This is a genomic window from Streptomonospora sediminis (assembly GCF_054778995.1).
Genome location: NZ_BAAGYZ010000023.1, coordinates 1 through 14596 on the forward strand (window position 1 = coordinate 1; position 14596 = coordinate 14596).

13 protein-coding genes and 3 pseudogenes are annotated in these 14596 nt (G+C 67.7%); 5 read left to right on the top strand and 11 right to left on the bottom strand.

What is annotated here, in order from left to right; all coding sequences use genetic code 11:
- Positions 1–717 precede the first annotated feature (717 nt).
- The 7 genes and pseudogenes from ACYVD5_RS06730 to ACYVD5_RS06760 form a co-directional block, all read right to left on the bottom strand.
- A pseudogene (locus ACYVD5_RS06730) lies at positions 718–2192 on the bottom strand (tyrosine-type recombinase/integrase).
- A gap of 3 nt (positions 2193–2195) precedes the next feature.
- Positions 2196–2492 carry a helix-turn-helix domain-containing protein gene (locus ACYVD5_RS06735; RefSeq protein ID WP_461000050.1) on the bottom strand — a complete coding sequence of 99 codons (297 nt, stop codon included), beginning with the start codon at positions 2490–2492 and terminating at the stop codon, positions 2196–2198.
- A 119-nt stretch (positions 2493–2611) separates the two neighbouring features.
- Positions 2612–3424: a hypothetical protein gene (locus ACYVD5_RS06740; RefSeq protein ID WP_461000051.1), complete on the bottom strand. Its 813-nt coding sequence runs from the start codon at positions 3422–3424 to the stop codon at positions 2612–2614.
- A 46-nt stretch (positions 3425–3470) separates the two neighbouring features.
- The gene (locus ACYVD5_RS06745; RefSeq protein WP_461000052.1) at positions 3471–3842 is read right to left on the bottom strand and encodes a hypothetical protein; all 372 of its coding nucleotides are present in this window, start codon (positions 3840–3842) and stop codon (positions 3471–3473) included.
- Complete coding sequence (locus tag ACYVD5_RS06750; RefSeq protein ID WP_461000053.1) at positions 3842–4912, bottom strand: DNA cytosine methyltransferase; 1071 nt, start codon at positions 4910–4912, stop codon at positions 3842–3844. Before ACYVD5_RS06750 ends, ACYVD5_RS06745 begins: the two co-directional genes overlap by 1 nt.
- A complete protein-coding gene (locus ACYVD5_RS06755; protein ID WP_461000054.1) occupies positions 4909–5784 on the bottom strand; it encodes a TRM11 family SAM-dependent methyltransferase in 876 nt (291 codons plus the stop codon). The genes ACYVD5_RS06750 and ACYVD5_RS06755 overlap by 4 nt, the downstream gene beginning before the upstream one ends.
- Positions 5781–6605, bottom strand: coding sequence for a hypothetical protein (locus ACYVD5_RS06760; protein ID WP_461000055.1), 825 nt, complete (start codon positions 6603–6605; stop codon positions 5781–5783). The genes ACYVD5_RS06755 and ACYVD5_RS06760 overlap by 4 nt, the downstream gene beginning before the upstream one ends.
- Positions 6606–7003: 398 nt before the next feature.
- Between ACYVD5_RS06760 and ACYVD5_RS06765 the strand changes: the two are divergent.
- A pseudogene (locus ACYVD5_RS06765) lies at positions 7004–7179 on the top strand (IS630 family transposase); the annotation flags it as partial.
- An 87-nt stretch (positions 7180–7266) separates the two neighbouring features.
- A complete protein-coding gene (locus ACYVD5_RS06770) occupies positions 7267–7401 on the top strand; it encodes a hypothetical protein (protein ID WP_461000056.1) in 135 nt (44 codons plus the stop codon).
- Between the two features lie 452 nt (positions 7402–7853).
- Here the strand turns inward: ACYVD5_RS06770 and ACYVD5_RS06775 are convergent, their stop codons facing one another.
- Positions 7854–8558 carry a hypothetical protein gene (locus ACYVD5_RS06775; protein WP_461000057.1) on the bottom strand — a complete coding sequence of 235 codons (705 nt, stop codon included), beginning with the start codon at positions 8556–8558 and terminating at the stop codon, positions 7854–7856.
- 4 nt (positions 8559–8562) lie between these two features.
- Entirely contained in the window at positions 8563–9267 is a 705-nt protein-coding gene (locus ACYVD5_RS06780; protein WP_461000058.1) for a hypothetical protein, read from the bottom strand.
- Between the two features lie 612 nt (positions 9268–9879).
- Here ACYVD5_RS06780 and ACYVD5_RS06785 point away from each other — a divergent pair.
- From ACYVD5_RS06785 to ACYVD5_RS06795, 3 genes and pseudogenes are all read left to right on the top strand, one after another.
- Positions 9880–10140, top strand: a complete 261-nt coding sequence (locus tag ACYVD5_RS06785) for a transposase (protein ID WP_461000074.1) — start codon at positions 9880–9882, stop codon at positions 10138–10140.
- A pseudogene (locus tag ACYVD5_RS06790) lies at positions 10140–10370 on the top strand (IS3 family transposase); the annotation flags it as partial. The gene ACYVD5_RS06785 and the pseudogene ACYVD5_RS06790, both read left to right, overlap by 1 nt.
- Positions 10371–10387: 17 nt before the next feature.
- On the top strand, positions 10388–11011 hold the full coding sequence (locus ACYVD5_RS06795) for an IS3 family transposase (RefSeq protein ID WP_461000059.1): 624 nt from the start codon (positions 10388–10390) through the stop codon (positions 11009–11011).
- Positions 11012–11013: 2 nt separating this feature from the next.
- Here ACYVD5_RS06795 and ACYVD5_RS06800 read toward each other — a convergent pair whose 3' ends face one another.
- Both ACYVD5_RS06800 and ACYVD5_RS06805 read right to left on the bottom strand, forming a co-directional pair.
- Positions 11014–13062: a DNRLRE domain-containing protein gene (locus tag ACYVD5_RS06800; protein WP_461000060.1), complete on the bottom strand. Its 2049-nt coding sequence runs from the start codon at positions 13060–13062 to the stop codon at positions 11014–11016.
- Positions 13063–13569: 507 nt separating this feature from the next.
- Positions 13570–14595: a zinc-dependent alcohol dehydrogenase gene (locus ACYVD5_RS06805; protein ID WP_461000061.1), complete on the bottom strand. Its 1026-nt coding sequence runs from the start codon at positions 14593–14595 to the stop codon at positions 13570–13572.
- Between the last annotated feature and the right edge of the window lies 1 nt (position 14596).

A 14596-nucleotide genomic window follows, 5' to 3' on the forward strand; every position in this document is an offset into this window, starting at 1 on the left:
TGAGACAGGGCCGGGTCCTTCACTTCGACGCCGCAGCCTCACGAAAGATCGAGGCTAACGGGACCAGAGGTGAGCTACACAACCCTTATTCGCTGCTGTCCAGGTTGGTACCGCGGCCGAGCCAGAGATAACGTCGCTGCGGGATAGGAGTCGATTCGCTGAAATTCGTTGCTAAGAAGCGCTCCACCCTTGCGGTATTCAGGCAAGCGTGTGCTCCATCGTCGCTCGGCCGTCACGGACCCAGGCGGCACACGGCGTCACAGCACGGTATTGACGGCGGAGATCCGGCGGATAAAATGGCAGGTAGCGGCACTATTCGGGAGTGGTCGACACCAAACCAGGCAACTTCTAATCCGACGGTCGCAGGTTCGAATCCTGCCAGGTGCACCGAGTAATCGCAGGTAAACGGCCTGCGCGAAACTCTGTTGGCTGTTGATTCGCCCGCTTTGTCCCCCGGACGTGCTCCGCGCTCGCTCCCCCGCTCGGCCTCCGCACGAAGAACACCATCGGATTGGTGGCCCAGGCCCGGTTACCCCCGCCGACCGCCAGCCATCCCCGGGGCGCAACGGCACCCGCCACACGCCCCCACACCGCCCCGGCCGCCGGGCAGCGCCCCGCAAACACCAGCCGCCCCGCACCGGCCCGCCACAGGCCGACACGGGGCCGCCAACACCCGTACCGGGCGCCCCGGGCCGGGGCGCCCGCCCAACCCGCGGATCAGCCCCCGGACCGCGCCTCCTTCAACGGCAACAGCGCCGCGGTCGCCTCCGCCGCCGCCTTCGCGACATCCGGGAACACGCTCTGGTAGGTGTCCTGGGTGAAGCTCGTGGTGGAATGGCCCAACTCGGCCGAGACCACCTTCACATCCACACCCGCGGCCAAACTCAGCGACGCCGCACCGTGGCGCAGCCCGTGCAGGCTGATCGGCGGCAACCCCGCCTCCGCGGCGATGCGGCAGAACAACCCGCTCACCCACCCCGGATGCACCCCCGTGCCGTCCGGATGGGTGAACACCCGCCCCGAATCGGTCCAGGATTCCCCGGCTTTGAGGCGTTCCTGGCGCTGGCGGGCCCGCCACGCCTTCAACACCGTGGCCGTCTCCGCGTCAAGGGTGATGGTGCGCCGCCCCGCCGCACTCTTGGGCGTGGTCACCACGGTGTCCCACCCCAACTGCACCACCTGCGTCGTGATGTCGACCGCACCATCGCCCAACCGGACCGACTCCCACTCCAGGCCAACGGCTTCGCCCCGACGCGGCCCTTTGAGTGCGATGAGGTGGAACAAGGCGTAGAGCCGGTCCCGATACGCCCGCTCGAGAAACCGGGTGGTCTGCTCCGGGGTCCACACCATCACCGGGGCCGGCACCTCCCCCGTCCTCCGGTACCGGGCGACCCGTTCCGTACTCCACACCACCGGTTTGGGCCGCGGCGCCGACTCCAACTCCACATGCGAGGCCACATTCACCTGCACCGGCAGATCCGGGCGGGACACCGCCGCCGACAAGGCGCTGCGCAGCGTCGCCCGGATCCGGTGCTTGGTGGAGATACTCACGACGCGCATGCCCCGTACCGACGCCCGCACCTCCGCATCATCGCTTGCGCGGCAGGCGCGGATGTGGTCGTTGCGCTCCTCGACCGCCTCGAACAGCGCTTGCAGATGGCCCACCCCGAGCTTGTCCAACCGCACCCACCCCACATGCGGCACCAGGTGGTTGGTGATGTGGCCCTGATACGACACCCGGGTGGAGGCTGCTAGCTTCTTCTTGCCCGCCAACCACTCCGCAAGCCATCCGGCCACGGTCGGCACTTGATCGCGTGTGGTGGCGCCTCCGCCGATCCGGCGCCGTACCTCGGCCGCTGTCGGCAGTGGGGCCCGCTTGGCCATCGCCGCCTCGACCATGTCGGCCACCTTGACGGCGGCGTGTTCGTCACCCGCCGCCTCGGCCAGCAGCGCCGTGACGTGGTCGAGTCGATCGCGCGCCGCGTCCAGCGATTCCAGCCCCGTGCGCCGCGCCTGGCGGCGCGCCCCCGAAGCCCGCCGGGGCAGTTCAGTCTGGAAAGCCCAGGTTCCGTGGGCGGAGTTCCATCCTCCGCCCGGCCGCTTCGGTTCGGGCATTTCGTCCCCAAGGGTTTGCCCGTGGCCTCGTCGCGGCAACTGCACCGCTTGAACACCGATCCTTCACGCCCGGACATCGATCACCTTTCATGTTCCACATGTGAAGGCCGACCACCGCCGCCGCCTGTGCCACCCCCGGTTGTGGGAGGCGGGTAGGCAAGTCCCAGCAAGGCGCACACCCCTGCGGTGGGGATGCGCCACTGCTTGCCCGCCCGGAAGACCGGCGCGGGAAACGCGCCGGTCTCCAGCAGCCGGTAGGTGCTGGTGCGCCCGATCCCGAGCAGGCGCCCGGCCGCGACCGGGCCCAGGACCACCGGCAACCCGGCGACCTCCTCAGCGGTCATCGCCCGCCCCGGTGCGTTGCCGGTGTTGTCCATGTCGTCCTCCTTCCGGCGCGGTTTGCCAGGGTGCGGCCGATGGTCGGCCACCCCCGCGGGTGCGGGGGCGCCACCATGAGCGCTCCACTCCGCCCCCGGTCACAAGCGGATTGGTGGCATCACCCATCGGATTCACGAAGAACCTCGTCCGACCCGTTCTCTGCGCGCCTGTTGAATATGTTTTCTGGTTGTTTTTCGTTTTCAATGCGGTTTCGTATTCTTTGTCCGGTTCGGGTTTTCAAACCGAGGCGCCGCGCGAGTTCGGCACCCGTGATTTCGGGGTGGTCGGCGACGATTGAACGGGCGGCGGCTTCCCGGCCGCCCTGCGGCGGCCGCTGGCCTGGGGCAGACGGTTCCGCCCCAGGCCAGCGGCCGCGCCCGGTCACTGCGGTGGGGGCCGGGTGGGGTGATGGACCCGGCGCCCCGGGTGGGGCCGTGTCGGGGCCGCTGGTGGCCGCGTCGGGGCTGGTCAGGGTGGTGGTGATGGCGGCGAAGTGGGCCCGGTAGCGCGGGGCCGCCTCGGCCAGCAGGATCAGCAGCACGGGCGCGATCGCGTGGAGCACGATGCCGGTCGGGTCGGGGTCCCATTCGAGGCGGCCGGGGCGGGGAGCGGCGAAGACCGATCCCCAGATGTTGGTGGTCAGGGTGGTCGCGCCGGTGAAGGTGCGCAGCAGCCAGGCCCGCCACCCTGAGGCGCGCCCGTACCGGGCCAGGACCGCGTCCGAACTCAAGGCGGCCCACAGGGCGATGCCGACCAAAGGTTCGAGCATCCACGCGATCCAGGCGGGAACACCGTGGTCGATGGCCAACTCGGCGACGGTGACGGTGGAGAAGGCGAGTGCTCCGGCGGCCACCGCCATGAGTGCGGCGTCCAGACGCTTGGCGGCGCGCTGGATTTGGGCGATCTCCTCATCGGTGGTGGCCGCCAGCACTCGTCGTCTCCCTACATTCTTCGCGGCTATCGGTCGAGTGCTGCTGTTAGTCAGGTTGGATGGTGTCGGCGTAGCTCATCAGCGCCCGGTGGCGGGCCATCACCTCCTCGGGGATGGCCACCACCCGGTAGGCGGTGCGGCCGAACCCGCGCCCGCACACGGTGTGCGCGCCTTCGGCGTGCGGCCGGGTGCTGAGGAGGTCTGCGACACGGGCGACCTCACGCACCCGGTCCTGGTCGTCACCGCGCGGGAAGTAGGCGACCTCCACGACGGCATGCGGGCTGACCGGCAACTCGGGCCGCTCCTGCAGGAAGTCGGCCAGGGCGCGCAGGTCCTCGGCCAGAGCGCGGCGGTTGTCCTCGGCGGCGGATGCCGCAGCGTGCTCGGGCTCGGTGTCGGTGCGGTGGTGCGAGGTCACTACGGTGCCTCCTCAGCGACGCGGCGCAGCAGGGACATGGCGGCTTCGGCTTGCAGCGGCACGACGGCCCGCCCCAGCGCACGCAAATGCGCGTTGCGCGACAGACCGAGGCCGGGGTCGGTGACCCAGCCCTCCTCGAAGCCCATGAGCCACTCGGTGAAACGCGCGGACAGGCGCCTGCCCCCGCGCTGGCCCGGCTCCAGCGGGCACGGTGCCCTCCGGCCGGTGATGTTCTCCCAGCGGCGGATCGCCTCCTCGCGGCCCTGCCACGCGCCCGGCGCGCTCAGCGGGCACGGCGGCACTGATCGGGCCTCTGCGCGACCGGGCCCCCGACCCGGCAGCGTGCTGCGGCAGCCTCCGGGGCCGCCGGTATGGAGCTGCGGGTGCAGGACGTGGCCGCGGGGTTGGTCTCGGCCAGGTGGCGCACCGCATCGGGCAGGCCCACCTGCTTGCCGCGGCGCTTGCGCTCGGCCACCCGGCAGGGGCCCCGGCCCGCGTCGCGGGCGGCGGGGGTAGGCAGTGAGGAACAGCCGCTCGCGCGCATGCGGGGCGCCGACGTCGCGGGCCCGCAGGCTGTGCCACTGCGCGTCATACCCCGCGGCGGCCAACTCACCAAGGATCCGGCCGAGCCCGGCGCCTTTCCACCGCCACCGCAGCGCGGCCACGTTCTCCACGACGAGCAGGCGGGGGCGAAGGAGGCGAACGGCGTCCATGACGCGGGCCCAGACTCCACTGCGTTCTCCGTTCTCGATACCGGCGCCGCGCCCGGAGATGCCCACGTCCTCACACGGAAACCCCGCGGTGAGCACATCGACGGGTTCCACCCGGCGCCAATCGATGGTTCCCAGGTCGCCGAGGTTGGTGGCCTGCGGGTAGCGGGCGGCCAGGAACCGTGCGATGTCGGGGTCGTTGTCGGCCGTCCAGGCCAGGCGCACGCCGCCCAAGGCGGCCGCCGTGCCGAGGTCGAGGCCGGCGATGCCGGTGCACAGCGACCCCATGGTGACCGTCTCGGCCGAGGTCGGCCGGGCCGATGGGGGCGGCTCGATGACGAGGTTTCCGGCGGTTGTCATTCGCCCTCCGTGGCGGGGTTGCGCAGGATCAGCGCGTCCTCGTGCTGGACCACGTGGGCCGCGGCGCCCCGGCGGCGCAGCCGGGAAGCCTCCAATGAGGCGAAGAAGGAACTGCGCGCCACCGTTTCCCCGTCGCGTAGCGCGCATATCAGTGCGGCGCACCGGCCCACCGGCTCCAACCCCGCCGCCGTCGCCGCCTCCATGACGCGGCCGGGGAAATCGACCAAGCCGCCGCCGGAGCGGAAGGGCCGAGTGGTGATGACGACATGGGCGCCCGGCGCCAGCAGTGGCCGGCAGGCGGCCAGAATGTCGGTGAAAGATGCCAGCAGTTCCCCGGTGGGTTGGTGGGCGAGGTTGGCGCGCAGGCGGGTGCGGCTGTAGCGGTTGTTCCACTTGTCCACCGCCTTGGCACCGTCGCGGGCCGAACGCACCAGCCCGTGGGTCATCGCCCCATACGGCGGCGAGGTCACCAGCAGCGCCACCCGCCCCTGGTGGCACGGGATATGCGCGGCCAGGTCGCGGGCCATCCGAGCGGCCTCGCCGGTGTGCACCTGCGCCTCGCCGTCGGCGCCCTGAGCCCGGGCCAGGCGCAGGTTGTGCCGGGCGATCGAGGCCCACTTGGGCTCCAGCTCGAACCCGACCCCTTCGCGCCCCAGGTGGGCGGCCTCCACCAAAGTGGTGCCGATCCCGCACAGCGGGTCCAGCACCATCTCGCCCGGTTCGGTGAAGGTGGTGACGGCGTGGCGGGCGATGGCGGGCAGCATCTTGGCCGGGTGCTCCAGCGACAACCGGGCGTAGCGGTGGCCGCGCTGGGCGCGGGCCTGCAACTGCCCCGTCGGCCACACCGAGGCGAGGTTGGCGGGGCGGTTCATCGGCCCACCTCCGCATCCGCGGCCGCGTTCGCGGGTTTGTGCAGGAGCACCACGTCGTCGTGGGCGGGGTGGATCACGCTGGCCGCCTCCTGCGCCTGAGCCGGGCCGAGGCTGCCGGCACCGGCCACTCCCCCGGCCTCGGACGCATTCAGATAGGTGCTGACGGGTTCGGTCAGGGCGATGATGTGCTGGAGATAGACCAACCCGGCGGCATGGGCGTGATGGGCACACGCCGTCACCCGGTCGAGGTGGCCGCCGTGTTGGCGGGCCCCGCCGCAGATCAGGGCGGCGTGGCCGCCCGGGCGCAGCAGCCGGGTGGCGGCGGTGATCACGTCGCCGAGGGCGTCGCTGTAAGCCGCCCCGTCCAGGCGCCCGAGGTGGCCGCTATGGACCCCGGCCGTGCGAGGAATGCAACCGGGGGCGGGTAGCCAGGCCACCACCAGCGCGGCCCGCCCCTGCACCTCTTCCAGCAGCGTTGCGGCGCTGCGGGCATCGCCGCACCGGTGCACCGCGCGGTGCCGCTGCTCATCGTCGGGAAGGTTGTCGGTGATGTGCTGTCCGGCGGCGCGGTGGCGCTCGGGGTCGGCTTCGACGCCGTAGGCGCGGCGCCCGCTCTCCACCGCCTGGGCCACGGGCCCGCCGTCGCCGTGGCCGAGGAACACCACCGCCTCGCCCCGCGCACTCAGCCCGGTGATCAGCCGCCGGGTGAGGTCGAGGGCGGCGGGTGTGTGCGGGTCCTGTCCGCACGGCCACACCGCCAACGGTGGCCGAAGGTCGTAGCCTCCCGCTGCGGTGGTGGGTTCGCTTCCGTGGTGTGGCATGTGCCGTGTGCCCGCCCCTCCGTCGGCCTCGCCCTGACACCCCGAATAGAGCCAGGCCCGCCCCGGGATTGGACACGGGGCCCGGAGAACGCAAACGCCCCGAGGCCGGAGCCTCGGGGCGCAGGTGAAGGAGATGCAGTAAGTGTCCAGGATCGTGAGCAGCAGGTCGTTGCGGTGGTTGACGAACCAGTCCCCGTCGCGGGCTTGTGGGGATGCGGCCTCCTCGGCGGCCTTTCGGTGATGACGTTTCCCAGCACGATGCGGGTGTCACAGGTTCCCGGAGGGCCGCTGATGTGCTGTATCGGGCGTCATACCCGGTGAGCCCTTCCTTTGGGCATGTCACGGGTCAGTCGCCACCTGATCACCGCTTTTGAGGACGGCAGCCGGGTCCCCGCCTCATCACCTACTTCCACGGCTGCTACTCGGTGGGCGCCGACACCTGTGGAGCATCAACCACAAGCGTAAAGGCGCCGCCAACACCCTCACAGCGCTAAAGTCCATCCGCGCCGCCCGGCCCGACAGTGCCCCGGTCTACATCGTCCTGGACAACCCCTCGACCATATGGGGCAGAGCATCCGGGCATGCGGCAAGCTCGCCGCCGACGAACCGACCGCGCTTCTGGAGGCGCGGTCCCCGAGGCCGCATCGGCGGTCGGCGCCCCGTGGTGGGTGGCGTCGAGCGTGCCACGATCCTGGCCCGCCGCCAGCGCGGGGAGTCAACCCGCACCATCACCGCCGGGGTCAAGGTTTCGCTCGGCGTGGTCCACACGACCCTCGCAGACGCCAAGGACTCGTAGGCCGCTCGGCGAAGACCTGACCAGAACGGCCAGCGGCGGGAAGCCGCGCTTCGGCGGCTCGCTAATGCCACCGACCGGCCGTTGATTGCTGCTCAAGTCCCGTCCCCGACTACCGAAGGACAGGCTCCGTCCTCCTCGATCGAGGAGGACGGAGCCCTATCGCTTGGTGGAGGAGGTGCGGCTCGACAAGTGCGCCTCTCGCGGAGATGCCGTATCCGACCGCTCCGCCAGCCTGCTCTATGCCTTCGGCTGGAGCTTCTTCTTGCGCTGTTGGTACTGGCGGCCTGCGACATAGATCCACACGACCAGCGCTGCGATGGCCAGACTATATCCAGCGATTCCTGACCACTGCATGGGGGCATAGACAGCGAACAGGAGACTGCATGAGACCAAGGCAGCGAGCCCGACGTGCGACAAGCGGCGCTTGTCCACTTACGATCACCTCCCTTCTCCTACCAGGCGTCGCTGATGCAGTACCCAATCACTCCGCCGGTGCCGCCCGCCGCTGCCGCGATACAGGGGACACAGCCCGTCCCGGCAGTCCCGGCACAGACCACCCCGCAGGCGGCGACGATCGCGGCGACGACCCAAGCGGCTATGCCGTTACTGTTCAGGCAGTCGATGAATTCCGACCATCCGAGGGTGGTGGCCTGGTCCGCCTCGACTACACGGTCGAGGACCTTCGCGCCGTTGACCCAGTACTCCACGCTTCCAGAGGTAGCGCTCATCTCACGCAGGAGCATCTCGTAGACGCCGCTGGCCGCGCCAGTGGTGTCGAACGCGACCGTAAGCGCACTGCTTGTCAGATCCCCGCCGGTAAGGGGGAAGACCACCAGGGTCGTACCGTCATCCAGTCGGCTGACACGCGCGTCAGAGAACTGGGCGGACTCACTCTCCTGCGTGCTCAGATGCGTCCCCGTGGCGGAGACTTCATCGCGGGCCTTGTCGACATAAGAGACAGCCTCCTCACCGTCGACTTTCTCGGCTGCGTCAAGAGTTCCGTTTGCGGCAGCGATCCTTTCAATAGCCGCCTGGGACGGAGAAGCCGACGCGCTTCCGCCGGCACCCTCAAAAGCGGACGCGGGAATGGTGTTGTACACCAGCGCCGTAGCCGATATCAAAAAAACAGTGAGTATTCTAAAGAATCTTGTGCTCATGTCTCTACCAGCTTTCGTTGATGCAGTACCCAATCACTCCGCCGGTGCCGCCCGCCGCTGCCGCGATGCAGGGGACACAGCCCGCCCCGGCAGTCCCGGCACAGATCGCCGCGCACGCGATGCTAATCGCGGTGATGGTCCAAGCGGCTACGCCGGCGTTGCTCAGGCAGTCATTGAATTCCGACCATCCGAGGGTGGTGGCCTGGTCCGCCTCGACTACACGGTCGAGGACCTTTGCGCCGTTGACCCAGTACTCCACGCTTCCAGAGGTAGCGCTCATCTCACGCAGGAGCATCTCGTAGACGCCGCTGGCCGCGCCAGTGGTGTCGAACGCGACCGTAAGCGCACTGCTTGTCAGATCCCCGCCGGTAAGGGGGAAGACCACCAGGGTCGTACCGTCATCCAGTCGGCTGACACGCGCGTCAGAGAACTGGGCGGACTCACTCTCCTGCGTGCTCAGGTGCGTCCCCGTGGCGGAGACTTCATCGCGGGCCTTGTCGACATAAGAGACAGCCTCCTCACCGTCGACTTTCTCGGCTGCGTCAAGAGTTCCGTTTGCGGCAGCGATCCTTTCAACAGCCGCCTGGGACGGAGAAGCCGACGCGCTTCCGCCGGCACCCTCAAAAGCGGACGCGGGAATGGTGTTGTACACCAGCGCCGTAGCCGATATCAAAAAAACAGACAGTATCCTGAAAGCACTCGCCTTCATTCTTAATCACAATCTTATTGGGGGACGTGGAGTCACCCAATGTAACGCCACCGAGACTGTTGCATCAAGGCCACTGTCATGAGTAAAGCACGCTGAAGATCAATAGGAACCTCCCAATACATCCGTAGCCAGCGATTCGTCCTCGATCACCGGAAAATTATGTGTCCGATTTCGGACCAAAGGCTGACAACAACGGTGGCGTGTCAGGGGCGCGTCCGCGCAACGCCGCGACTCAGATGTACAGAGCGCCTCGCTGTGACCGAGGCGGTCGCTGCGGAAGCCGATGTCAAAGGAGACGAGGGTGACGTAGCGGATTAGTTCTTCGGAGCCGCTGGTCTCGGGAAAGGTGCGCAGTGCCGGCTGGTCAGGACTCGGTGAACACCTGGGTGGCCAACGGGAGCCTCCGCTCTCGTCAGAGGGCGGCCGTCAGCGGCTGCTCAACCAGGCGTCAGCCCCTCCTCGCTCTCGCCGTGGTCACCGCTGGTCGCGATGTGCTTAATACCCACGTGAGCTTCCCCCTGTAGCTCGGACACTTGAGGTGAGGGCAGGCGTGATCATCAGGAAGGATGTCGTCCATGCCCTCTCCACACTCGCCCGAGTTCCGCCGCCGCGCTGTCGAGCTGGCGCCGCCAGGGCAGCAAGTCCACCGTCGAGCTCGCCAAAGACCTCGGCATCAGCCGCTCCTGCCTGCAGAACTGGGTCGCCCAGGCCGCCGCCGAAGAAAAAGCAGCCGGCGAGGCCGCCCGGCCCACAAGTGCGGAAAAGAAGGAACTGGCCGAGTTGCGCCGCCGCAATAAGCAACTGGAAGCCGAAAACCAGATCCTCAAGCGGGCCGCAGCCTATTTCGCCAGTGAGAACGTACTCCCAAAGTAATGTACTCGCTGGTCCGCGAATGTGCCGCCGACTCGATCCCGGTCGCGGTGGCCTGTCGAGTGCTGAACGTCTCCACGTCGGGATACTACGCCTGGCGCGATCGGCCCGAATCGCCGCGCGCCCAGCGCAACAAGGAAATCACGAAGATGATCCGCACCGTTCACGAGGAATCGCGCGGCACCTACGGGGCGCCGCGCGTGCACGCAGAACTGGTGCTGGGCCTGGGCGAGCGCGTCAACCGCAGCGCGTGGAGCGCCTTATGCGCGAGGCCGGCCTGCAGGGCCTCTACCGGCGCCGGATCCGCCGCGGCCGGGCCAATCCGGCCACCGAGCAGAACCTGGTCCAGCGCCGCTTCGGCGTTCCTCGGCGCGACCGCCTGTGGCTCACCGATATCACCGAACACCCCACGCAAGAAGGGAAACTCTACTGCGCTGCCGTGATGGACGCCTATTCGCGGCGTGTCATCGGCTGGTCGATGGATGCGCGCCAGGACACCGACTTGGTGGTCGATGCGCTGGCAATGGCCGTCGCACGGCGCAATCCGCTGCCGCGTTCCACGATTCTGCATTCCGACCGCGGAACCCAGTACACGTCGTGGGCATTCGGGAAGAGGTTGCGCGATGCCGGACTGCTCGGGACGATGGGAACGGTGGGTGACTGCTATGACAATTCCATGATGGAGTCGCTGTGGGCGACGATGCAACTGGAGTTGCTCGACAGTCGCCCGTGGAAAACCCGCGAGGAATTGTCCGCAGCGATCTTCGATTGGATAGAATGCTGGTATAATCCCCATAGGCGTCACTCCAGTATCGGAATGCGCAGCCCCACCGCGTTCGAAGGGCTCAATCTGCCCTCAGACACCCGCGGCTGACCTCACCGACGGCGTCCGTGCAAGTGGGGGAAGCTCATGTTGACGACCGGATCGCCGGTGGCCAGATGCCCCCCATCAAGGGTTAGTGCGGTCCCCTCCAGTCGGTAGGAGCCGGCATCGTGGACGCCGACGCGGCCCCTGCTCCACTGGGCCGAGCCGGCTACCTCTGCGGTGCGGCCCTGCTGGGCCGTGTCGGCGGTGCTGGTGCCGTTTCCCTCGTCCAAGGGGAAGTAGGACACCGCCTCGGCGGCTGGAGCGACGGTGAAGGTGTAGACCAGGCGGCATTTCGAGGAGTTGCCGGCGGCGTCGGTGGTGCGGGCGTGCAGCAGGTTGGGGCCGTCGCGCCGCGGGGTGATCTGTGCGGTCACCGCGGCTCCGGGCTCCTTAGGCGTGAGCTCGGTGGAGCAGGTGTCGTCGTTGAGGCTGTAGTGGTAGGCGGTGGCGTCGTCGACGCCGTTGTTGGTGAAGGTGAAGGAGCCGGTGCTACCCACGCCGCCGACCTGTTCGTCGCCGGCGGGGTAGTCGGTGGAGGCGACCTGCGGCCCGGTTTCGGGGTTGTCGGTGTCGACCGTGATCCAGCACCACTCCGACCACTGGCTCCAGTCCTGGCGGTCGTGGGCGATGGCGCGGTAGCCGATCAGTTCGCCCTCGGGCAGGCCGGTGACCTTTGCCGAGCGGTAGCTGCCGTCGGGGTATTTCGCCACGTCGGCGTAGGTGGTGTCGGCTTCGCCGCCGCGGGTGCCTTCGCCGTTGGTCCACCAGGCGAAGCGCAGCATGGTTTTCTGGCCGGCGAACTTGGAGTCGTAGTCGCGGACGTAGCCGCGCAGGCGCACGCTGGTTTCGCTGACCAGCGCGTCGGACATCCGGTCGGTCTTGGGCTTGTCGGGCTGGTTGTTGTAGACGACGACCAGCTTGGGGTCCTTTTCGAACCGGCGCCAGTCGTGGTTGCTGTTGGACCGGTTCTCGTTGCCGTAGAGGCCAAGGGTGACGTTGTTGTAGCCGGAGGCCGCCGCTGATGTGTAGGCGCGGGTGGCGTCGAACTCCACGCCGGATCCGCCGCAGGCCGGGCGGCCGTGGTCTACGTTGACGGTGTCTTGCTTGCCCATTTTGTCGGGCTGGTTGTTCCAGGTGGCTGTGCTGCGGCTCAGGTACTTGGTGCGCCACAGCTCGAACGTCGCGTCGGTGCAGCCGAAGGCGTGGTTGACCTTCATCCGCAGGGTGGCGGACTCGATTTCGGTGTGGGTGCGTTTGGTGCGGCCTGCCACGGCGAAGCGCCAGAAGGCGCGTTTGGTGTTTCCGTACTGGGGTTCATAGCCCACGCCGGTGTCGTCGTCGGAGGAGTTGTAGTGGTTGGCCCCGGGGTACCGCTTGTTGACATAGCCCCAGGCCTGCCGCGAGACCGATACCGAGGGGTCGATGTAGATCGGGAAACGCGTGTTCTCGTCGGCGAGCATCGCCGCATCCGGGCGCAGCCGCAGGGTGCCGTCATCCAGTTCGGTCGCGACCTTCTCCACGCGGGCGCCGGCTTGCGGGGCCAGGGCCTGGGCCCGCGCCTTGAGGTCTTCCCCGCCGGAGGAATCCCACATGGTGGGCGCCGGAGCGGTGAACACCGATCCGCCGCCTTCGCCTCGGGCGTTGAGATTGCCGTGGCCATCGCGGGTAACGGTGACGCCGCGGGTGCCCAGCGCCAGTTCGAGTTCGGCCAGGCGCTCGTCCTGAGCGGCTTGTGCGGTGTGGACCACCAGCACTTGGGTGAAGCCGTCCACCCCGGCGCTGAGGACCAGATCCACGTCCGGCAGCACGTCGGGGTAGGTGGCCTGGTCACCGTCGATCCGGGGCTCGGGCAGGTCACCCGGCCAGTCCAGTGAGACGGCCTCGGATCCGATGCCGACCTCGGCCATCGGCGCCTCACCACCGCCTGCGGAAAAAGCGACCTCGGCGGCGGCCGCCGCTGGGCGCAGGGTGCCGTCTCCGGCTGCGGCGAGATCGGTGTCGACCGGTGTCCACCCCTGCTCGGTGCGCACCCGCTGCGGTACCGGCGAGGTTTCCATCGTGAAGGAGCCGCCGGGCTCGGCGTAGACCTTGGTCGTCTCGGTCGTGAACTCCTCGATAACAACCCGATCGCCGCGGCGCTGTTCGAACAGGCCGTCATGGAACGCATCCGGGTGGCGGGCCGGGGCCGGCGTGCACCCGCCCGAGCCGGGTGCACGCCGACAAGGCCTCCAGTTCAGCGCAAATCCGTTCCTACCTGCGCAGGCGCCGGATTACAACGACGGTTCCCGAGCCGGTGGACCGGGTGGCCAACGCAGGCGCAACGGGAGGCGGGGCGGGTGTCCTCTCCTTCGACCGGGCTGACTACAGTGCCCGCAACGTGGTTCGAGCGCGGAATCAACCGGCTCAAACGCAACCGGGCCGTGGCGACCCGATTCGACAAGCTCGCCTCCTGTCATGAGGCCGCGGTCCTGATCACGGTCATCAACGAATGGCTCTGCTTTCCCGGACACGCCCTGGGACCGACGGTTCACTGTGACGCCGTGGTGACCACGGTATACGGCGGATCAGACCGCATCAGCGTCGATCTGGATTAGGACCTTCGACCCGTGAACACTGCGCTGGGCCGCTGCCCGTATAGCATCATAGGCTTCCGCGAGGGGGAACGTATTCCATACGAGACGATCCAGTGGAATATCCGCATCCTGCACCATTCGGATCAGCTCCGGCCAAACATTCACACCGGAAAGGATTCCCTTGTAGGCGACCTCTTTGAAAACGAGTTGATTGAGCTCGACGGGGACGCCGCCCCCGAAAAGCCCCACCTGATAAATCGTGCTACCGCTCTCACATGACGCCAGATACGCATTAACAAACTCTGCGTCTCCAGAGGTTTCGACAAGGTGCGATGCTGGTCTGAAAAGTTGTCCGTCCGGCCCCTTGGTTTGCACATCGATATCCATCTCGAAAAGCAGCCTCCTCGCAAAAGGCCTTCTCGTGTAAACTACGACCTTGGAAACGAGGTGCTTAGCCAGCATTGCTGCCGCAATTCCAACGGTCCCCCCTCCCGAAATAGCAATCGACTCTGCCCCGTCTTCCATAGCAGCATAGATTCCATGGAGCGCCGTTGCGGCGGGTTCAAGGACTGCGCCGGACAAGGTGGATATCGATGCAGGAAGTTCAAACACCGAATGGGCAGGGACAGAAATTATCTCGCACAATGCGCCTTCAGGTGTGCCAAGCACTCCAAACTCAGCGCGCTTTTGACAGTGGTGGATCTGACCGCTCTGGCAGTTAGAGCACTGCATGCAGGAGCGGATATTATGACCGGCAACCCGGGATCCGATAGCGACGCCGGCCACATCCTCACCGGCCTGAAGAACGACACCAGACCATTCATGCCCCAGGGTGAATGGAAAGGACTGGGACTGCGAAGAGATCAAGTAGCTCGATCCATCGAAGAGGGACACATCCGTTCCGCACAATCCCACATAGGAAACGCGGACCAGAACCTCGTCAGAACCGCAAGTCGGAGGTTCGGAATCTATGATATCTGGAGCAAGGTTCGGGGCCCGAAACACCGCTTGCTTCATA

Coding starts and splice junctions, on each gene's coding strand:
- ACYVD5_RS06755 (WP_461000054.1), bottom strand. CDS start 5,784: ATGAACCGCCCCGCCAACCTCGCCTCGGTGTGGCCGACGGGGCAGTTG.
- ACYVD5_RS06735 (WP_461000050.1), bottom strand. CDS start 2,492: ATGGACAACACCGGCAACGCACCGGGGCGGGCGATGACCGCTGAGGAG.
- ACYVD5_RS06780 (WP_461000058.1), bottom strand. CDS start 9,267: ATGAAGGCGAGTGCTTTCAGGATACTGTCTGTTTTTTTGATATCGGCT.
- ACYVD5_RS06775 (WP_461000057.1), bottom strand. CDS start 8,558: ATGAGCACAAGATTCTTTAGAATACTCACTGTTTTTTTGATATCGGCT.
- ACYVD5_RS06760 (WP_461000055.1), bottom strand. CDS start 6,605: ATGCCACACCACGGAAGCGAACCCACCACCGCAGCGGGAGGCTACGAC.
- ACYVD5_RS06750 (WP_461000053.1), bottom strand. CDS start 4,912: ATGACAACCGCCGGAAACCTCGTCATCGAGCCGCCCCCATCGGCCCGG.
- ACYVD5_RS06805 (WP_461000061.1), bottom strand. CDS start 14,595: ATGAAGCAAGCGGTGTTTCGGGCCCCGAACCTTGCTCCAGATATCATA.
- ACYVD5_RS06800 (WP_461000060.1), bottom strand. CDS start 13,062: ATGGAAACCTCGCCGGTACCGCAGCGGGTGCGCACCGAGCAGGGGTGG.